Here is a 20069-nt window from a genome sequence, read left to right on the forward strand (position 1 = left end):
CTAGGCGGCACGTGCGCCGCGCCTGCGGGCATCCGCCGCAGCGTTCCGGCACCGTGAACTCTGGCTAACTCATTCAGACGGGCAGGCAAATTGTCATCCAGCAATCTGATCCGCATTCGCGGAGCACGTCAGCACAACCTCAAGAATATCGATCTCGACCTGCGCACCGGCGAAATGACGGTCGTCACCGGCCCGTCGGGCTCCGGCAAGTCGAGTCTCGTGTTCGACACGCTGTACGCGGAAGGCCAGCGGCGCTATGTCGAAACCTTCAGCGCGTACGCGCGGCAGTTCCTCGACCGGATGGACCGCCCGCAGGTCGAGCGCGTCGATGGCGTGCCGCCCGCGATCGCGATCGACCAGACCAACCCCGTGCGCAGCTCGCGCTCGACCGTCGGCACGATGACCGAGCTGAACGATCACCTGAAGCTGCTGTACGCGCGCGCGGCCGAGCTGTTCGACCGCAAGACCGCGCGGCGGGTGCGGCACGACACGCCGGAGACGATCTACGCGGAGCTCGTCGCGCGCACGCAGGCGGACGATCCGCGCGTCGTCGTCACGTTCCCGGTCGAGCTGCCGGATTCGGCGTCCGACGAAGAAGTCGCGCAGTGGCTGTCGGCGAGCGGCTATACGCGCGTGCAAGCGCAGCGCGAAGTCGCGTCGCCCACCGGGCCGCGCAAGGTGCTCGACGTGGTGGCCGACCGGTTCCGCGTGCAGCAGGCCGACAAGGTGCGCGTCGTCGAGGCGATCGAGGCGTCGCTGAAGCGCGGCGGCGGGCGCGTGAACGTCTACGTGCTCGCGGCGGAGCCGGAAAACGCTGGCGGCGCGGCTGCGGAGCCGCAGGTGTGGCGCTTCTCCACCGGGCTTCATGACCCCGACAGCGACCTGCGCTACGCGGAGCCGCAGGCGGCGCTGTTCTCGTTCAACTCGGCCTACGGCGCGTGCGAAACCTGCCGCGGCTTCGGCCGCGTGATCGGCGTCGATCTCGGCCTCGTGATTCCCGACGCGCGCAAGACGCTGCGCGGCGGCGCGATCAAGCCGATGCAGACGCCCGCATGGAAGGAGTGCCAGGACGACCTGATGCGCTACGCGGCGAAGGCCGACATCCGGCGCGATGTGCCGTGGGCCGAGCTGACGGACGCCGAGCGCGACTGGGTCGTCAACGGTTCGCCGGACTGGAACGGCAAGTGGCAGAGCCAGTGGTACGGCGTGAAGCGCTTCTTCGGCTACCTGGAATCGAAAGCGTACAAGATGCATATCCGCGTGCTGCTGTCGAAATACCGCAGCTACACGCCGTGCGACGTGTGCGGCGGCGCGCGCCTGAAGACGGAATCGCTGCAATGGCGGCTCGGCTCGAAAGAGAATGCCGACGGCGTGCTCGCGCCGGCCGGCCGCTTCATGCCGCGCGGCGTCGACTGGAGCCGCGCGCAGCTCGAAGCGCTGCCGGGCCTGACCGTGCACGACCTGATGCTGCTGCCGATCGAGCGCATCCGCCGCTTCTTCGACGAAGTCAGCCTGCCGAGCGCGCTGCTCGACGATGCGCTGAAGCTGCTGCTCGCCGAAGTGCGCACGCGCCTGAAATACCTGTGCGACGTGGGGCTCGGCTACCTGACGCTCGACCGGCAGAGCCGCACGCTGTCGGGCGGCGAGGTGCAGCGGATCAACCTGACGACGGCGCTCGGCACGTCGCTCACGAAAACCCTGTTCGTGCTCGACGAACCGAGCATCGGGCTGCATCCGCGCGATCTCACGCGGATCGTCGAGGCGATGCAGCGGCTGCGCGACGCGGGCAATACGCTGGTCGTCGTCGAGCACGATCCGTCGGTGATGCTCGCGGCCGACCGGCTGATCGACATGGGCCCCGGCCCGGGCGAGCGCGGCGGCACGATCGTCTACGACGGCACGCCGGGCGACATCCGTTCGGCGCACACGCTGACGGGCGAATACCTCGGCGGCCGCAAGCATGTCGCGCATGCGTCGAACTGGGCGCGCCGGCCGGTCGACGCTGATACGCCGCGCATCGTGCTCGACGGCGCGAGCGAGCACAACCTGCGCGACGTGACGGTCGAGATTCCGCTGCAGCGCCTCGTGTGCGTGACGGGCGTGTCGGGTTCCGGCAAATCCACGCTGCTGCAGGACGTGCTCTATCCGGCGATGGCGCGGCATCACGGCAAGGCGACCGAGTCGCCGGGCGCATACCGCAATCTCACAGGCGCCGACCAGGTGGGCGACGTCGTGTTCGTCGACCAGTCCCCGATCGGCAAGACCACCCGCTCGAACCCGGCGAGTTATGTCGGCGCGTTCGACGAAATCCGCAAGCTGTTCGCGAAGGCGCCGCTCGCGCTGCAACGCGGCTACGGCGCCGGCACGTTCAGCTTCAACTCGGGCGACGGCCGTTGCCCGACCTGCGGCGGCTCGGGCTTCGAGCACATCGAGATGCAGTTCCTGAGCGACGTCTACCTGCGTTGCCCGGATTGCGACGGCAGCCGCTACCGCGCCGAGATTCTCGAAGTGCGCATCGAGCGCGACGGCCGCGCGCTGAGCATCGCCGACGTGCTCGACCTGACCGTCAGCGAAGCGGCCGCGTTTTTTGCGACCGACGCCGAGGTGCTGCGCGTGCTGCAGCCGATCGTCGACGTCGGGCTCGAATACGTGAAGCTCGGCCAGCCGGTGCCGACGCTGTCGGGCGGCGAAGCGCAGCGCCTGAAGCTGGCCGGCTTCCTCGCCGAATCCGCGGCGGCGGTCAACGGCCGCCGGGTCGTCACGGAAGAGGCGCGCGTCGCGCGTGCGAAGTTGTTCATGTTCGACGAGCCGACCACCGGGCTGCACTTCGACGACATCGCGAAGCTGATGCAGGCGTTCGGCAAGCTGCTCGCGGCCGGCCATTCGCTGATCGTGATCGAGCACAACCTCGACGTGATCCGCGCGGCCGACTGGCTGATCGATCTCGGCCCGGAAGGCGGCGACGGCGGCGGCCTCGTGCTGTGCGCGGGCACGCCGGACGACGTGAAGGCGTGCGCCGAATCGCATACGGGCGTGGCGTTGCTGCAATACGACCGCGCGATGGATGCCGAAGCGCCGCTCGGCGACGAAGGCGTGCCGCTGCAGGCCGTGCTGAACGCCGCGCGCGAGCGCCGTGCGATCGAAGGCGAGGATGTCGTGCGGATCGTCAACGCGCGCGAACACAACCTGAAGTCGCTCGACGTCGATATCCCGCACGGCAAGTTCAACGTGATTACCGGCGTGTCGGGTTCCGGCAAGTCGACGCTCGCGTTCGACATCCTGTTCCACGAAGGCCAGCGTCGTTACCTCGAATCGCTGAACGCGTATGCGCGCTCGATCGTGCAGCCGGCCGGGCGCCCCGAAGTCGACGCGGTGTACGGCATTCCGCCGACCGTCGCGATCGAGCAGCGGCTGTCGCGCGGCGGCCGCAAGAGCACCGTCGCGACGACGTCCGAAGTCTGGCACTTCCTGCGGCTGCTGTATGTGAAGCTCGGCCTGCAGCATTGCATCCACGACGGCACGCCGGTCACGTCGCAGTCCGTCGAATCGATCGCCGCGCAGTTGCTGCGCGATCATCGCGGCGAGCACGTCGGGCTGCTCGCGCCGCTCGTCGTCAATCGCAAGGGCGTGTATACCGATCTCGCGAAGTGGGCGAAGGCGCGCGGCAGCACGCATCTGCGCGTCGACGGCGAGTTCGTGTCGGTCGATCCGTGGCCGAAGCTCGACCGTTTCCGCGAGCATACGATCGAGCTGCCGGTCGCCGATATCGTCGTATCGCCGGATAACGAGGCCGAGTTGCGGCGCGTGCTCGACGAAACGCTCGAACTCGGCAAGGGCGTGATGCATCTGCTCGCGCCGCTCGACGGGCTGCACGATGCGATGCAGAACGATCATTCGACCGCGCGCGTCGGCACAGTCAAGGTGCTGTCGGTCAAGCGTGCGTGCCCGGTGTGCGGCACGAGCTACCCGGAGCTGGACCCGCGGATGTTCTCGTACAACAGCAAGCACGGCTGGTGCACGACCTGCGTCGGCACCGGCGTCACGCTCACGCGCGAACAGCGCGCGGCGTACGACGACACGGTGCTCGCCGAGGACGGCCGCGGCCGCGAGCAGACGCTGCCGTCGGACGAGCAGGAGCCGGAAGGCGTCGGCAACGAGCCGTGCCCGGATTGCGGCGGCACGCGGCTGAACCCGTCCGCGCGCGCGGTCACGTTCGACGCGCATCCGATCGTCGAGGTCGCGCAGTGGACGGTGTCGGACACGCGGCGCTGGATCGACGGGCTGGAGCTCACCGGGCGCGACGCGCAGATCGCGCGCGACATCGTCAGCGAGATCGGCAGCCGCCTCGCGTTTCTCGAGGAAGTCGGGCTCGGCTACCTGAGCCTCGACCGTGCGGCGCCGAGCCTGTCGGGCGGCGAAGCGCAGCGCATCCGGCTCGCCGCGCAGCTCGGCAGCAACCTGCAAGGCGTCTGCTACGTGCTCGACGAGCCGACGATCGGCCTGCATCCGCGCGACAACCAGATCCTGCTGGACGCGCTGCGCAAGCTCGGCGACAAGGGCAATACGCTGGTCGTCGTCGAACATGACGAGGACACGATCCGCCGCGCCGATCACATCATCGACGTCGGCCCGGGCGCCGGCAAGCGCGGCGGCACGCTGGTCGCGCAGGGCGCGGTCGCGGATCTCGCCGCGCAGTCCGATTCGGTGACGGGGCGCCTGCTCGCGCATCCGATGACGCATCCGCTGCAGCCGCGCCGCGGCGTGAGCCTGCCGCGCGGGAAGGGCGGGCAGGCGGCGCCGGAGGCGTGGCTGACCGTGCATCGCGCACGGCTGCACAACCTGCGCGACGTCACGGTCGGCATTCCGCTCGCGCGGCTCGTCGCGGTGACGGGCGTCAGCGGGTCGGGCAAGTCGACGCTCGCGCGCGACGTGCTGATGACGAACCTGCTCGACGCGGTCGGCCGCTCGGTGCTGTCGTCGCCGGCCACGCGGCGCGCGCGCAAGGCCGCGCAGCAGGACGTGCCGGCGGCCAACCGCCGCTCGAGCGTGCTCGCGCGCAGTGCGCCGCGGCCGTCGCTGAACGTCACGCATGCGTGGCAGGGCTGCGAGTCGCTGAGCGGCTGGGAGCAGATCGATCGCGTGCTCGAAGTCGATCAAACGCCGATCGGCAAGACGCCGCGTTCGTGTCCGGCCACCTATATCGGCGTATGGGACACGATCCGCAAGCTGTTCGCGGATACGCTGGAAGCGCGTGCGCGCGGTTATACGGCGTCGCGTTTCTCGTTCAATACCGGCGACGGGCGTTGCCCCGCGTGCGAAGGGCAAGGCGTGCGCACGATCGGCATGAGCTTCCTGCCCGACGTGAAGGTGCCGTGCGACGTGTGCCACGGGCAGCGCTTCAACCCGGAGACGCTCGCGGTTACGTGGCGCGGCCGGAACATCGGTGACGTGCTGACGATGGAGATCGACGAGGCGGTGGAATTTTTCGCGCCGATCTCGAACATCGCGCATCCGCTGCAGCTGATGAAGGATGTCGGGCTCGGCTACCTGACGCTCGGCCAGCCGTCGCCGACGCTGTCCGGCGGCGAAGCGCAGCGCATCAAGCTCGTCACCGAGCTGACGAAGGTGCGCGACGACATCACGCGGCGCGGCCAGAAGGCGCCGCACACGCTGTACGTGCTCGACGAACCGACGGTCGGCCTGCACATGGCGGACGTCGCGAAGCTGATTCGCGTGCTGCACCGGCTGGTCGACGCGGGGCATAGCGTCGTCGTGATCGAGCATGACCTCGACGTGATCGCGGAGGCCGACTGGATCATCGATCTCGGGCCGGAAGGCGGCGTAGGCGGCGGCACGATCGTCGCGGCCGCGCCGCCGGAAGCGCTCGCGAAGGTGAGCGCGAGCCATACGGGGCAGGCGCTGAAGCCGGTGCTCGCGCGCACGGCGGCGAATGAGGGTGAAGCCGAGCGGCAGGGAGAAGCGCGGGTCGGTTGAATGCGGCGCGTCGAATGAACGGCTCCGGTGTCCGGCGAGATACCGGAGCCGTTTTTACGTCACGACGACATCTACGGATGCGCGCCCGGATACTGCTGCCGGCCCGGCATTTCGAGCGATCGAGGGCGCCCGACGCGAGGGCCGCGTTCGGCTGCACGTAATCGGGGAATTCGACGATACGGATCTCGAGGCCGCTCTTCACCGCTTTACCACAGCCTGCTTGCTGACTGTCACGAAGATGCCGATCGCCGGAAAGCGGGCCTGCCAATAGGTTTGAACTATGGCCGGCAGAGTCAATCGATAGTTGTCGACGTACGGGATTCCGCGTGTAATGCGCTGCGACACCGGGCGATGCCAGCGAATCGATCAAGGAGCGACGCGTGAAGATCGTGGTCGCCGTGAAAAGAGGGGTTCAGCGTAGCCGACTACGGCCTCGCCAGCGATCTGTTCGCGCTCGTGCCGGCGCTGCATGAAGCCTTGCAGTGATCTGTGAATCAGCCCCCTGTTCGTTTCTCTTACAGAAGATTGCCATGTCATCCGAAGCTGCCTTCTCCGCACAGTCTTATCTGTTTGTCCCGGGCAATCGGCCGGAGCGTTTTGCGAGTGCGCTGGCGAGTGGCGCCGACGCGGTCATCATCGATCTCGAGGATGCCGTGGAGCCCGCGACCAAGGTCGATGCCCGGGAAACCGTGAAGGCATGGGTGTCCCGCGATCGACCGGTGCTCGTGCGGATCAACGGACGCGGTACGCCGTGGTTCGACGAGGATGCGAAACTCGTTGCGCTCGACGGCATTGCGGGTGTCGTCATTCCCAAAACGGAAAGCCTCGACGAGATTGTCGAAGTCGTATCGGCGGCAAGACGCAAGGTTCCGGTTTTTCCGCTCATCGAAACGGCGCGAGGGATGTGGTCGGCGATGGAGATCGCGAAAGCGCCTTATGTGAAGCGCCTGATGTTCGGTACGCTGGATTTCATCGCGGAGATGGGCACCGACGACGATCACGAAGCGTTGAATCCGTACCGGGCGCAGCTTGCGCTGATTTCGCGTGTCGCCGGGATCGAACCACCGGTCGACGGCGTCACGCCCGATATCCACGACACCGATCGGCTCGTGGCCGATACACGGAACGGCAAGCGTCATGGCTTCGGCGCGAAGCTGTGCATCCATCCCGCGCAGATCGCGGCGGTACATGCGTGCTACAGCCCGAGCGCCCGCGATGTGGAATGGGCGATGCGCGTGGTCGACGCGGTGTCGCGTGCGGACGGCGCCGCAACGACGGTCGATGGAAAGATGGTCGACCGTCCGGTTTTGTTGCGTGCGCAACAGGTCCTTGCCTCCGCGGCGCGCCGCAACGTGATGCCGGCCGCGTGACCCGGCTTCCTACGGCCGGTTTTCAGGCAGCCGCGGCTGTACGTCGAAGGATCTGAAGAGACGACAGGCAACCTTGACGAAGACGCCGGCCGCGAACATGAGTCGCGGCCGGCGTTTTTTTGTGCGGTTCGTCACGCGGTCGCGCGCCGGCTCGCTGCCGGCGCCCGAGTGCGAATGTCGAAGCTTCGTCGCGGTCGGTAGGTCGGCATCAGGCCTGCGTGACGCCCGGATTGACCGCCGTACCTTCTGCGTCGTTCGTGCCCGGCGCGACCTCTTCCAGTGCCTGTCGTCCGGTTTCCACGCGCAGCAGCCCGATCGCGACGCACAGTACGCCGAGCGTCACGCTGACCATCGCGATCACGCCCGATACGCCGAACGCCTGGTACAGCGCCAACGCCAGCGCCGGCGTGCCGATCGACGACATCCGTCCGCACATGCCGGCGACACCCGTGCCGCGCAGACGGACTTCGGTCGGAAACAGTTCGGGAATGTAGCCGAACAGTCCGAGCGTGGTGATCGTGTAGATGGCGCTGACCAGGCAGAATCCGACCAGGATGATCGCCGTCGTATCGCGCAGCGATACATAGAGCCAGCCGAGCGCGATGCTGAGAATCGATGCAATGACGATTCCCTTCGCGCGGCCGAGACGGTCTGCGGTCAGGTAGCCGATCAGGCCGCCTACCGGCGAGCCGATCGACATCAGGAACACGAACCCGAGCGATTTGACGACGGACAGCCCCTCCGCGACGAAAAACGTCGGCAACCATGCAATGAAGCCATAGAGGCCGACGTTGACGCCGATCGCGGTCAGCGCGGCGACGGCGGTGCGTCCGCGCATCCCCCGGGAAAAGAGCACGCCGAGCGGCACCTTGCCCACGTGGAGATCGATCGTGCGCCGCACCGGCGGCAGCGTGCCGACCTGTTTGCCGACCTCGAGCTCGATGGCCGACAGCGTTGCTTCGGCTTCGTCGAGCCGGCCGACGGATTCGAGCCAGCGCGGCGATTCCGGCATCCGTTTCCGCATGAACCAGACGGCCAGCGCACCCGCGCCGGCCAGCGCGAACATGTAGCGCCAGCCGAGATGCGGGATGATCCAGTACCCTGCGGCCAACGCGGCGAAGAGGCCGCTGTTGGTGATGATCGCGAGCAGCGAGACCCATTTGCCGCGCGTCTCGGGCGGCACGAATTCGGCCAGCGTGCCGGCCGCGACCACCAGTTCCGCGCCGAGACCGATACCCATGATGAAGCGCAGCACGATCAGCCACTCGATGTCGGGTGCGAAGCATGCGGCGATCGACGCGAGCCCGAACACCGCAAGATTGAGCTGGTACGAGTATCGGCGGCCGAGCCGGTCGCCGACGTAACCGGCAACGAACGCGCCGATCATCATGCCGACGAACGTCGACGACACGAACATCGCGCCATGCCGCAGATCGGTGAATCCTTCCTTGACCATGGCCGCGACCGAGCCATTGGCGAGGTAGATGTCGAACGCGTCGAGGAAGGCGCCGCCCCCGATCAGTCCCAGTATCTTCCAGTGGAACCCTGAAATCGGCAGCCGATCGAGCCGGCCGGCGGCATTGACGGTATGGGCCATGATGTCTCCAGTTGTAGGCGCTCTCGCGTCGATGGGCCGATGCGGAGACGCTTCGATTTGTGCGTGGCGGGCGCGCTTCGATCAGCGCGGAAGGGGCCGGTCAGACGGCACCGGATGCGTGCAGCGTGTGAATCTGTTCGTCGGTATGGCCGAGTTCGAGGAGGACGGCATCGGTATGCTGGCCGAGCGCCGGTACCGGATCCATGCGTGGGTGGTCCGCTGCTCCGACACCCGGCGGCAAAAGGGCGGGAATCTCGCCGGCAGGCGTTTCGACCCGGGTCCATCGATGGCGGGCGGCGAGCTGCTCATGCTTCCAGACGGCATGCATGTCGTTCATCCGCGCGTTCGCGATACCGGCTTCCTCCAGCCGGTCGATCACGTCGGCGGCCGTCAGGGTCGAGAACGCGCGGGTGATGACGGCAGCGAGTTCGTCGCGATTCGCGACGCGGCGGCTGTTCGAGCCGAAGCGTTCGTCCGTTGCCAGTCCGGGCATGCCGATCACGGTATCGCAGAAGCTTTTCCATTCGCGCTCGTTCTGCAGGCCCAGCATCACGGTGTTGCCGTCGCCCGCGTTGAACGGACCGTACGGAAAGATCGTCGCGTGCGACGCGCCGGCTTGCCGGGGCGGCGACTGGCCGTCGATCGCGTAATAGAGCGGATAGCTCATCCACTCGACCATGCTTTCGAGCATCGACACGTCGATGTGCCGGCCTCGCCCGGTGCGCCCGCGTTCGATCAGCGCGGCGAGGATGTTCGTATAGCCGTACATGCCTGCCGCGATGTCGGCAATCGAACAGCCCGCCTTGGCCGGCTCGCCGTCCGAGCCGGTGATGCTCAGGAATCCTGATTCGCTCTGGATCAGCAGGTCGTACGCCTTCTTGTCGCGGAACGGGCCATCGAGCCCGTAACCCGAGATATCGCAGACGATCAATCGCGGATAGCGTTCGCGCAGCGTGTCGTAGTCGAGCCCCAGGCGTCGGGTCGCGCCGGGTGCGAGGTTCTGCACGAACACGTCGGCGTCCGCCAGCAGTTCGTGCACGATCTCGAGCGCCGCGGGCTGCTTGACGTCGAGTGTGATGCTTTCCTTCGAACGGTTGGTCCACACGAAGTGGGAGGCCAGCCCCGCCACTCGTTCGTCGTAGTTCCGCGCGAAATCGCCAACCCCCGGACGTTCGATCTTGATCACGCGCGCGCCGAGATCCGCGAGCTGGCGCGTGCAGAACGGCGCGGCGATCGCATGCTCGAACGTGACGACCTTGATGCCTTCAAGTGGGCGCATGTCGGGCACTCCCGGTCAGAACGAACGCGGCAGGCCGAGGATATGCTCGGCGACATACGACAGGATCAGGTTCGTCGAGATCGGTGCGACCTGGTACAGGCGCGTCTCGCGGAACTTGCGCTCGACGTCGTATTCGCATGCGAAGCCGAAGCCGCCGTGGAACTGCAGGCATGCATTGGCCGCTTCCCACGACGCATCGGCCGCGAGCAGCTTCGCCATGTTCGCCTGCGCGCCGCACGGCGCGTGCGCGTCGAACCGGCGCGCGGCCTCGAAACGCATCAGGCTCGCGGCTTCGACGTTGACGAACGCGCGGGCGATCGGAAACTGCACGCCCTGGTTCTGGCCGATCGGGCGGCCGAACACGACGCGATCCTTTACGTACTGCGACACCTTGTCGATGAACCAGTAGCCATCGCCGATGCATTCGGCCGCGATCAGCGTGCGTTCGGCGTTCAGTCCGTCGAGGATGTACCGGAAGCCCTGGCCTTCCTCGCCGATCAGGTTCTCCGCGGGGATCTCGAGGTTGTCGAAGAACAGCTCGTTGGTCTCGTGGTTGACCATGTTCGGGATCGGCCGGACCGTCATCCCGTTGCCGATCGCGTGATGAAGATCGACGAGGAAGATCGACATGCCTTCCGACTTCTTCGTCACGTCCGACAACGGTGTCGTGCGGGCGAGCAGGATCATCAGGTCGGAGTGCTGAACGCGCGAAATCCAGACCTTCTGGCCATTGATCACGTAGCGGTCGCCCCGTCGTACCGCCGTCGTCTTGATCTTCGTCGTGTCGGTGCCGGTGGTCGGTTCGGTCACGCCCATCGACTGCAGGCGCAGCGCGCCGCTCGCGATCTTCGGCAGATAGCGCTGCTTCTGCTCGGCCGAACCGTGACGCAGCAGCGTGCCCATGTTGTACATCTGACCGTGACACGCGCCCGAGTTGCCGCCCGCGCGGTTGATTTCCTCCATGATGACCGATGCTTCGGTCAGGCCGAGGCCGGAGCCGCCATATTCCTGGGGAATCAGCGCGGCGAGCCAGCCGGCTTTCGTCAGTGCGTCGACGAACGCTTCGGGATAGCCGCGCTCTTCGTCGATCTTGCGGAAGTATTCCGCGGAAAACTCGCCGCACAGGTCGCGAACGGCTTCACGGATGTCTTGGTAAGCGTCGGTATGGTTCATCACGGGAATCGGGATAATCGTCGGGAAGGGTCACGCGAGGGTCGCGCGGGCGGACATGGTCAGCCAGCCTTCGTGATCCTTCGCCCAGAGTTCGATGGTCGTGCCGTCGTCGGCGACGCGACCGCACACGCTGAACGTGTTGCCGACGAACGTCGGCCGCACCGCGCGGTACGCGTATTCGCGAACGGTCGCGCCGGGCAGCGAGCGCGCGGCGAGGTCGAGCAGCAGCGTCGAGATCAGCGGGCCATGAACGACGAGGTCCGGATAGCCTTCGACGTCGCGCGCGTAGGTCCGGTCGTAGTGGATGCGATGGCCGTTGAACGTCAGCGCGGAGTAGCGAAACAGCAGCACCTCGTCCGGCGTGATGTCGCGTTGCCATTGCGCATGATCGGGTGCGGCCTGCGGCGCGGGCGCGGTGGCGCCGGGTGCGGCCGCGCCGCGATAGGCGATGTCGTGTTCTTCGCGGATCGCGACAGCGCCGGCGGACTCGATCACGTGTTCGACCGTGACGAAGCCGAGCGGGCCGCTGCGTCCTTCCTTGCGTTCGATCGACAGCACGCGCGACGTGCGCGTCGCGGTGTCGCCGATCGTCAGCGGGCGTTCGAACACCAGGCGGCCGCCGGCCCACATCCGCCGCGGCAGCCCGAGATCGGGCAGGAAGCCGCCCTTGCGCGGATGGCCGTCCGGGCCGAGTTCGGATTGCCGCGCGACCGACCAGAAATACAGCCAGTGCCACGGCGGCGGCAACGCATCGCCGGCCGCGGGACGGACCGGATGGTCGAGTGTCGCCGCGAATGCCGCGGCACGTTCGGCGCCGATCAGATCGGTCACGACTTGTTCGACATCGTCGCTGGCATGCGACCGGGGATCGTTCACTGTCACCTCCAGCGCCGGGTGGGCCGGCTGTTTGGACCAGGGTTGAGGCGACTGTATGTGAAGCGGCAGCGCGGCGGAAATACCGTTTGAATGTGCCGGTCATAGGGGTATCCTATGGCTTTCGTGCTGCCCGAACCGCCATGGACGTCCGCCAGCTCCGCTACTTTGTCAGCATCGTCGAATACGGGAGCCTCGGGAAAGCGGCCGAGAAACTGTTCGTCGCGCAGCCGTCGCTGAGCCAGCAGATTGCGAAGCTCGAGGACGATCTCGGCGTCGTGCTGCTGGTGCGCAGCCCCCAGGGCGTCAAGCCGACCGCGGCGGGGCAGGCGCTCTATCGGCATGCGCGGCTCGTGCTTCATCAGATGGAGCAACTGCGCCAGGAGGTGCGGGAAGGCGCGGGCAGCGAGTCGGGCACCGTCGCGGTGGGCTTTCCGACGACGATGACGTCGATTCTCGCGGTGCCGTTGTTCGAACGGGTGAGGGTGCGTTATCCGGGCATCCGGTTGCAGTACGTCGAAAGCATGAGCGGCTTCATCAACGAGTTGCTGGCGAACGGGCGGCTCGATCTCGCGATCCTGTTCCGCGAGTCGAACACGACGGGGATTACCGCGATGCCGCTGTTCGATGAAGTGCTGTATCTGCTCGGCGAGCCGGGCGGCGCGGTGGCGCCGCGTGCGCGCACCTGCAGCCTGGCATCCCTCGCCGGCGTGCCGCTGGTCGCGCCCGGCGTGCAGAACGGGCTGCGCTTGCTGCTCGAGCGCACGTTTGCGCGCGAAGAGGTGCCGCTCAACATCATTGCCGATGTCGATTCGCTGCCGACGCTGATATCGCTCGCGCAGTCGGGCATGGCGTGCACGATCCTGCCCGCGTCGGCGATGGCGCTGCGCGACCCGTCGAACCGGCCGAAAATGCGCCGGATCGTCGATCCGGAGATCCGGCGGCCCGCGAGCCTGTGCTGGTCGAACACGTCACCCGTGAATTCCGCCGCGCTGGCCGTGCGGCAAACGATCGTCGAGTTGATCGGTGAATTGGCCGCGAGCGGAACGTGGGCCGGCATCACGCTGCGCGCAAACGATTCGTTGCCGTCGTGACGCGCGCACGCGCCGGCTCATTCCGTGAGCCAGTGCGCGGACGGCCGGTCGCCGGGTTCGACCGGCGCGCGCATCACGTCGACGAGTCGCGCGGTGGCGGCCCGAGCGGCCACCGCGATCCTGCGCGTGGAAGGTGACGCGATGGCCGCCGTTACGGCGCAACCGATGCGCCCGTGATGCCATGCCGCCGCAGCGAATCCGCGACGAAGCCCGACGCCTTCATGTCCTCGACGAATTCGTGCAGCACCGCGGCAGCCGCTTCGCCGCGGCTCTTCGGCACGCCCATCGCCTGCCGGATCACCATGAACCGCTCGTCGAGCAGGCGCAGGCCCGCCGTTTTCGCGGCATCGGCTTCGAGCTGCTGCTTCACGCCGGCCGCCACTTCCAGTCGCTGTTCGAGAAACGTCTGCACGACGGCCTGCGACGTGGGTGCGCGCACGATCTGCGCGGCCTTCAGTTCGCGCGTGAGGAACAGGTCGTATGCGCTGCCTTTGCCGACGGTCACGCGGTTGTGCGGCTGATCGACGTCCTCGTTCGTGCGGATCGGCGAAGCGTCGCGCACGAGATAGAAACCCTCGATCAGCACGTACGGCGCCGTGAACGCGACCGTTTCGCCGCGCAGCGGATCGACCGCGAAGAAGCCGAAATCGGCGCGCTCGTCGGTCAGCGCCTGCACCGATTTCCCGGCGGCGTCGAACACCACGAGTTCCAGTTCGGCCGACAGGCGCTCGGCGAACGCGCGCGCCAGGTCGATCGACACGCCGAACGGTTCGCCTGTTGCCGGATCGCGGTTCGCGAGGATCGGGTTGCCGAGATTGATCGACGCGCGCAGCTTGCCGGTCGGCATGAAGGCGGAGAGGATGGCGGGGGCGAGGGGCATGAGGGGGCTCGTTGGGGTCGGACAGGCGGTTGAGGACGGCGCGATAGCGCATCGACGTCGAGCTTATCACCGGGTCGTCGGACGCGGTATGTTGCGGTGCGTGCCTGCGGTGAAGCGCTGCAGCGGAGCGCCTCGTCCGTAGTGGGTCGCCGCATGTCCGTCGAGCGCGTTCATCGAGCCGCCTGGCCAGGGCGTTGAGCTTGGCCTGCGAATAGGTCGACCGATCCCCGGCAAATCGATTCGATTAACTAAACGATTGTCGGACGTTGCGACCGATCGTCTCCTGGCCGACCGCGACACGCTCGCTTGCCGCGGGAAACGTACCTAGCAAGTAACGAGATCGGTATGTCCGAAGCCCTTGGAGTAGTCGAGGACGGAGATCACCGTCGGCGTCACGCGGAATATGCGGACATCCGCCGGGGTCGGCATCGGCAGCGGCATGGAGGCCTGCTCGGGATACTTCAGCATGAGCAAGTGCAACGCCTTTTCCGCTTCCTTCGGATCGACCACGACTTGTGCGTGCGCGGCCATCGACAGTCCGGCGATCTCCATCACTTGCGGCGTGTCGTGGTCGATTGTCAGCGACACCCGATCGTCTTTCGCCAGATTTGCCGCCTTCTGGCTATCCAGCCCACAGAGGAAATAAAGCGTGAGACCTTCGTTCGCGTAGCCCACCGTCGTTGCCTGTGGCCACCCATCCGGCCTGAGCGTGGCAATCGTCATGATCCGGTGCTGATCCAGCAGCGCCAGGATCTTTAGTCTGATGTCTTCGTCCATCTGTCGTCTCCACAAAGTCGTGCGTGAAATCAGGTCGACATCGCCGTCCAACCGCCGCATCCGACGTTCCGCGGCGTTGTCGCCAGGCCCGTTTATCATGATCCGGTCAGTCTGGCTGTCAACACGGCGGCGACAGGCAATGATGCGGTGTATCAAATGGAGATGAGCGTGCACGGACGGTTCTTGAGAGAGGTGGCGTCGGCTGGATTGCCGGCGGGGCCGGGGCCGGTCGATCTCGTCACCGACGCCCGGATCATGGGTTTGCCGGAGCCGGCGCAACGCTATCTACGGTTCATGGGGATCGTGGGACGCCCACAGGACTGGTCGTTCCGTCTCGGTTTCACCGGCAAATTCCGCACCAAGCCTCGGCAACCCTGGATGAAGTGCGAAGCATGGCAGTACAACAGTCGTCAGGCGCTCGCGCGCATCTTTCAGATACGCATCCTGCTCGGCGGCATGCTGCCGGTCGTCGCCCGGGATACGTACGTGGAAGGCCGCGGCCGCATGCTAGTCAAGCTGTTCGACCTGTTCACGCTCGCAGATGGAACGGGTACGGAGTATGACATCGGTGAATTGGTGACTTACCTGAATGACGCCGTGCTGGTTGCGCCATCGATGCTGCTCGTGCCCGAGATTTCGTGGTCCCCCGTCGACAGTGAATCCTTTGACCTGACATTGACGGACCATGGACGAACGGTCAGTGCGCGAGTCTTTGTCGATGCGAATGGAGCCCCGACCGATTTCAGCACCGCGGACCGGTTTTGTTACAACCCCGAGCAACCCAGGCAATTGATGCGTGCGCGTTGGAGTACGCCTGTCGCGGGATGGACGATGGTCGATGGTCGCCGATTGCCGACCGCTGCCCAGGCGGTATGGCACCTTCCCGACGGCCCGTTCGCGTATGCCGATTTCCGCCTGGTTCCCGGAACACTCGCCTTCAATGTGCCGCCGGGTACCTGAGGCCGAGTTCGCGCGGCCGGACCGACAGGCGCAATGATGCGGTGGGCGTGTCATTGCGGCTGCCGACGGTGAATGTCGGCACACCTTGTCGCTGCGCGGCGCCCCGCGAGGGCAAAGAGCGCGGCGCTTTCCATCGGTGGACGGGAGATCGCGCGCGGCGCGCCTCATTCGGTTGCGCCCGCAGCCACCGGTTGATCGTTCTCGGTAAGAAGCTTTCGAGTGACGGTTATGGCCGCGGCTGCCCATGCGAATCGGCCACGGCGTTCCTGCTACGCCTTTTTCGCATAGGCACTGCACCAGCCTTTGGCATTGACCTGCTTGCCGCCGAAAACGGTGCACGGCGCCATCGCGACGCCGGTCTTGCCCTGGAAGAACTGGCAGTTCGCACAAGCCTGGCCCGCCTGGAATTGAGGGAACTTCGCATGGTCGACCCGGCTTGCATCCGTCTTGTAGCCGAGGGCCTGCGCATTTGCATCGGATTCCTGAACGGAACCGGCATCTGCCGCCGCCGCGCGGCGTCCGAATGCCAGCGCGGATGCCAGAACGGTGGTGGTTGAAATAAAACGTCGGCGTGAAAATTTCATCGCGTCCTCCTTCATCTGCGAAGCGCTCGTCACATGACGAACGGGTGGCGAAGGGATCAGTGGAAGAAGAGTTCCCGCATGCCGAACGTGTGATGCGCTTCGGCAGCCATCAGCACCATCAGCACCAGCAGGCACAGGGGCGGTATCAGGATCGCGTACACCAGCGCCAGCCGCTCCCACATCATGTGCATGAAAATCGACACGATCAGCCCGGCCTTGGCGATCATGAGCACGACGATCAGCACCCAGCGCAGCAGGCCCTGCACGTTGAAGTAGTCCACCAGGTACGACAACGTGCTCAGGACGAACAGCAGGCCCCAGATTTTCAGGTAGATGCCGATCGGATGCTGCTGGCCGTGCGCGGCGTCGGGTCGTTCGGCGGGATCGGTGTGGTCCATGGCATCCCTCACCACAAATAGAACAGCGCGAAGATGAACACCCACACCAGGTCGACGAAGTGCCAGTACAAGCCGGCAATCTCGACGATCTGGAAGTTGCCGTGCTCGCTGAACCCCGGCTGCAGGATCTTGCGTGCGATCAGCAGCAGGTAGATCACGCCGCAGGTCACGTGAAAGCCGTGGAACCCGGTGATCATGAAGAAGCACGCGCCAAACTGCGCCGCGCCCAGCGGGTTGCCCCACGGGCGGATGCCTTCATGGACGATCAGCTTGGTCCATTCGAAGGCCTGCATCGACACGAAGGTCGCGCCCAGCAGCGCGGTTGCCAGCAGCAGTGCGGCGGCGCGCCTTGCGTCGCGCCGGTAGCCGAAGTTGACGCCCATCGCCATGGTGCCGCTGCTGCTGATCAGCGTGAACGTCATGATGGCAATCAGCAGCAACGGCACATCCACGCCGCCCACGGTGAGCCCGAACACCTTGGACGGGTTGGGCCACGGGACCGTGGTCGACATGCGCACCGTCATGTAGCCGATCAGGAAGCTGCTGAAGACGAAGGTGTCCGACAGCAGGAAGATCCACATCATCGCCTTGCCCCACGGCACCTTGAAGGCTTCGCGGTCGGCCGACCAGTCCGTGACGATGCCGCGCCAGCCGTCGGGCCCGGCGTCGGCGGGCGGGGTGGCGGCGGATTCGGTGGGGAGCGTGGGCGAGGTCATGGCGCGGCTCCATACAACGGCCCGCAGATGGCGGCGACGAACCCGGGCGTGAGCCACCACATCGCCGCCAGCAGCACGAGCCAGACTGCCAGCAGGAAATGCCAGTAGAGGGCGCACAGCGCGATGGCGCGCTGGGCCCGGAACGGGTCCGCGCGCCGCAGAAGCGCAATCGTCACGGCCCAGGCCGCCAGCCCGCCCAGCACATGCAATCCGTGCAGGCCGGTGAGCAGGTAGAGGAAACTGTTTGAAGGATTGACGGTGACGGTCTGCCCGGCCGCCGACAGCATGCGCCAGGCGGCCAGTTGCCCGATCACGAACACGGCCGCCAGCACACCGCCGGACACCAGCCAAGCCACGCGATGCAAGGTCAACTGCCGGGCACGCTGCATGGCAAGGCTTGCCAGCACCAGCGCGCCGGTGTTCCACCACAGCAGCGCCGGATGCGGGATCGGCTGCCAGTCGGGCTCGCGCATGCGCATGGCATACGCGAGCAGCAGCAGCGAAAACAAGGTCGTCGCCACCGCCATGAAGACGATCAGGCCGACGCGGCTCGCATTCGGCGACACGGGCGGTGTGTCGGGCACGAAGGGGCGGGGCAGTGTGGTCATTCGCGTGCCTCGCCGGGTTGAAGCGTCGGGTGGGCCGGTTCAGGCGCGATCGCCGGCGGCTGGCTTTGCGGGATGAAGTCTTCCTCTTGCCCCGGCGGACTGTATTCGTACGCCCAGCGGTAGACGACCGGCGGCGCGGCGCCCCAGTTGCCGTGCACCGGCGGCGTTTGAGGCGTCTGCCATTCCAGCGTGGTGGCCCGCCACGGGTTGCCGTCGGCGCGCTTGCCGCGCGCGAGGCTCCACGCGAGGTTGTACAGGAACAGCAACTGCGCCACCGCAACGATCAGCGCGACGACGGTGATGAACGTGTTGAGCGTCTGCGCCGAGTGTGGAATGAAGCTGTAGCCCTCGTACGCGTAATACCGCCGCGGCATGCCCAGGATGCCGAGATAGTGCATCGGGAAGTAGATCGCATAGGTGCCGACGAAGGTGATCCAGAAGTGCGCGCGCCCGAGCGTGTCGTCGAGCATGCGGCCCGTCACCTTCGGATACCAGTGGTAGATGCCGCCGAACACCACCAGGATCGGCGACACGGCCATCACCATATGGAAGTGCGCGACCACGAAGTACGTGTTCGACAGCGGAATGTCCACGCTTACGTTGCCGAGATAGAGCCCGGTCAGCCCGCCCAGCACGAAGGTGCTGATGAAGCCGATGGCAAACAGCATCGGCACGGTCAGGTGGATATCGCCGCGCCACAGCGTCAGCACCCAGTTGTAGACCTTGAGGGCGGTCGGGACGGCGATGATCAGCGTGGTCGTCGCAAAGAAGAAGCCGAAGTACGGGTTCATGCCGGCGATGAACATGTGGTGCGCCCAGACCACGAAGCTCAGCGCCCCGATGATGACGATGGCCCACACCATCATCCTGTAGCCGAAGATGCTCTTGCGCGCGTGCGTGCTGATGAGGTCCGACGCGATGCCGAAGGCCGGCAGCGCGACGATGTAGACCTCCGGATGCCCGAAGAACCAGAACAGGTGCTGGAACAGCAGCGGGCTGCCGCCGGCATGCTTGAGCGTTTGCCCCATCGACACCACGGCCGGTATGAAGAAGCTGGTGCCGAGCGTCCTGTCGAGCAGCATCATCACCGCCGACACGAACAGCGCCGGAAACGCCAGCAGCGCCATGATGGTCGCGATGAAGATGCCCCACACCGTGAGCGGCATGCGCATCAGCGTCATGCCGCGCGTGCGCGCCTGCAGCGTGGTGGTGACGTAATTCAGGCCGCCCATCGTTGCCGCGACGATGAAGATCGCCAGCGACACGAGCATCAGCACGATGCCCCATTCCACGCCCGGCGTGCCCGGCAGGATGGCTTGCGGCGGATACAGCGTCCAGCCCGCGCCGGTCGGCCCGCCCGGCACGAAGAAGCTCGCCGCCAGCACCAGCACGGCCAGCAGGTAGACCCAGTAGCTCAGCATGTTGAGGAACGGGAACACCATGTCGCGCGCGCCGAGCATCAGCGGGATCAGGTAGTTGCCGAAGCCGCCCAGAAACAGCGCGGTCAACAGGTAGATCACCATGATCATCCCGTGCATGGTGACGAACTGGTAGTAGTGGTTGGCGTCGATGAAACTGAACTTGCCCGGAAAGCCGAGCTGCAAGCGCATCAGGTCCGACAACACGAGGCCGACCAGGCCGATGGCGATGGCCGTCAGCGAATACTGCACGGCGATGACCTTGTGGTCCTGGCTCCAGACATAGCGGGTCCAGAAGCTTTGCGGGACGTGGTCGGTGTGCGCGTAGGTCATTGCGTTTGCTCCGCC

At 66.2% G+C, this 20069-nt stretch carries 15 protein-coding genes and 1 pseudogene; 4 read left to right on the forward strand and 12 right to left on the reverse strand.

Annotated elements, in window-relative coordinates; translation table 11 throughout:
- Positions 1-90 precede the first annotated feature (90 nt).
- Complete coding sequence (gene uvrA, locus OEJ37_RS09060; protein WP_263344052.1) at positions 91-5994, forward strand: excinuclease ABC subunit UvrA; 5904 nt, start codon at positions 91-93, stop codon at positions 5992-5994.
- A gap of 117 nt (positions 5995-6111) precedes the next feature.
- Here the strand turns inward: uvrA and OEJ37_RS35075 are convergent.
- Positions 6112-6199 (reverse strand): annotated as a pseudogene (locus OEJ37_RS35075) (MetQ/NlpA family ABC transporter substrate-binding protein); the annotation flags it as partial.
- Positions 6200-6524: 325 nt separating this feature from the next.
- Here OEJ37_RS35075 and OEJ37_RS09070 point away from each other — a divergent pair.
- On the forward strand, positions 6525-7364 hold the full coding sequence (locus OEJ37_RS09070; protein ID WP_263344053.1) for an HpcH/HpaI aldolase/citrate lyase family protein: 840 nt from the start codon (positions 6525-6527) through the stop codon (positions 7362-7364).
- Positions 7365-7572: 208 nt separating this feature from the next.
- Here OEJ37_RS09070 and OEJ37_RS09075 read toward each other — a convergent pair whose 3' ends face one another.
- The 4 genes from OEJ37_RS09075 to OEJ37_RS09090 all read right to left on the reverse strand — a co-directional run bounded on the left by OEJ37_RS09075 (position 7573) and on the right by OEJ37_RS09090 (position 12289).
- The gene (locus OEJ37_RS09075) at positions 7573-8961 is read right to left on the reverse strand and encodes an MFS transporter (RefSeq protein WP_263344054.1); all 1389 of its coding nucleotides are present in this window, start codon (positions 8959-8961) and stop codon (positions 7573-7575) included.
- Between the two features lie 100 nt (positions 8962-9061).
- Complete coding sequence (locus OEJ37_RS09080; RefSeq protein ID WP_263344055.1) at positions 9062-10240, reverse strand: CaiB/BaiF CoA transferase family protein; 1179 nt, start codon at positions 10238-10240, stop codon at positions 9062-9064.
- A gap of 15 nt (positions 10241-10255) precedes the next feature.
- Entirely contained in the window at positions 10256-11413 is a 1158-nt protein-coding gene (locus OEJ37_RS09085) for an acyl-CoA dehydrogenase family protein (protein WP_263344056.1), read from the reverse strand.
- Positions 11414-11443: 30 nt separating this feature from the next.
- Positions 11444-12289, reverse strand: coding sequence for a MaoC family dehydratase N-terminal domain-containing protein (locus OEJ37_RS09090; RefSeq protein WP_263344057.1), 846 nt, complete (start codon positions 12287-12289; stop codon positions 11444-11446).
- 140 nt (positions 12290-12429) lie between these two features.
- Between OEJ37_RS09090 and OEJ37_RS09095 the strand changes: the two genes are divergently transcribed.
- The gene (locus OEJ37_RS09095) at positions 12430-13380 is read left to right on the forward strand and encodes a LysR substrate-binding domain-containing protein (protein ID WP_263344058.1); all 951 of its coding nucleotides are present in this window, start codon (positions 12430-12432) and stop codon (positions 13378-13380) included.
- Positions 13381-13531: 151 nt separating this feature from the next.
- On the opposite strand, the gene OEJ37_RS09100 is transcribed toward OEJ37_RS09095, so the two are convergent.
- Together OEJ37_RS09100 and OEJ37_RS09105 are read right to left on the reverse strand one after the other, a co-directional pair.
- Entirely contained in the window at positions 13532-14260 is a 729-nt protein-coding gene (locus OEJ37_RS09100; RefSeq protein ID WP_263344059.1) for an ABC transporter substrate-binding protein, read from the reverse strand.
- A 324-nt stretch (positions 14261-14584) separates the two neighbouring features.
- Complete coding sequence (locus tag OEJ37_RS09105) at positions 14585-15037, reverse strand: pyridoxamine 5'-phosphate oxidase family protein (protein WP_174417101.1); 453 nt, start codon at positions 15035-15037, stop codon at positions 14585-14587.
- 156 nt (positions 15038-15193) lie between these two features.
- On the opposite strand from OEJ37_RS09105, the gene OEJ37_RS09110 reads away from it, so the two are divergent.
- A complete protein-coding gene (locus OEJ37_RS09110) occupies positions 15194-15997 on the forward strand; it encodes a DUF6544 family protein (protein ID WP_263344060.1) in 804 nt (267 codons plus the stop codon).
- Positions 15998-16266: 269 nt separating this feature from the next.
- Here the strand turns inward: OEJ37_RS09110 and OEJ37_RS09115 are convergent, their stop codons facing one another.
- Genes OEJ37_RS09115 through ctaD form a run of 5 tightly spaced genes read right to left on the reverse strand, consistent with a single transcriptional unit; the run spans position 16267 to position 20054 of the window.
- The gene (locus OEJ37_RS09115) at positions 16267-16581 is read right to left on the reverse strand and encodes a high-potential iron-sulfur protein (RefSeq protein ID WP_174417243.1); all 315 of its coding nucleotides are present in this window, start codon (positions 16579-16581) and stop codon (positions 16267-16269) included.
- A gap of 56 nt (positions 16582-16637) precedes the next feature.
- Positions 16638-16979: a cytochrome C oxidase subunit IV family protein gene (locus OEJ37_RS09120; protein WP_152858036.1), complete on the reverse strand. Its 342-nt coding sequence runs from the start codon at positions 16977-16979 to the stop codon at positions 16638-16640.
- 8 nt (positions 16980-16987) lie between these two features.
- Complete coding sequence (locus OEJ37_RS09125) at positions 16988-17695, reverse strand: heme-copper oxidase subunit III family protein (protein WP_175920031.1); 708 nt, start codon at positions 17693-17695, stop codon at positions 16988-16990.
- The gene (locus tag OEJ37_RS09130) at positions 17692-18303 is read right to left on the reverse strand and encodes a cytochrome c oxidase subunit 3 (RefSeq protein ID WP_263344061.1); all 612 of its coding nucleotides are present in this window, start codon (positions 18301-18303) and stop codon (positions 17692-17694) included. Before OEJ37_RS09130 ends, OEJ37_RS09125 begins: the two co-directional genes overlap by 4 nt.
- Positions 18300-20054: a cytochrome c oxidase subunit I gene (ctaD, locus tag OEJ37_RS09135; RefSeq protein WP_175920033.1), complete on the reverse strand. Its 1755-nt coding sequence runs from the start codon at positions 20052-20054 to the stop codon at positions 18300-18302. Before ctaD ends, OEJ37_RS09130 begins: the two co-directional genes overlap by 4 nt.
- Positions 20055-20069 lie beyond the last annotated feature (15 nt).

Origin of the sequence: Burkholderia sp. BKH01, from assembly GCF_025685725.1 — a bacterium.
GTDB classification, from domain to species: domain Bacteria; phylum Pseudomonadota; class Gammaproteobacteria; order Burkholderiales; family Burkholderiaceae; genus Burkholderia; species Burkholderia pyrrocinia_C.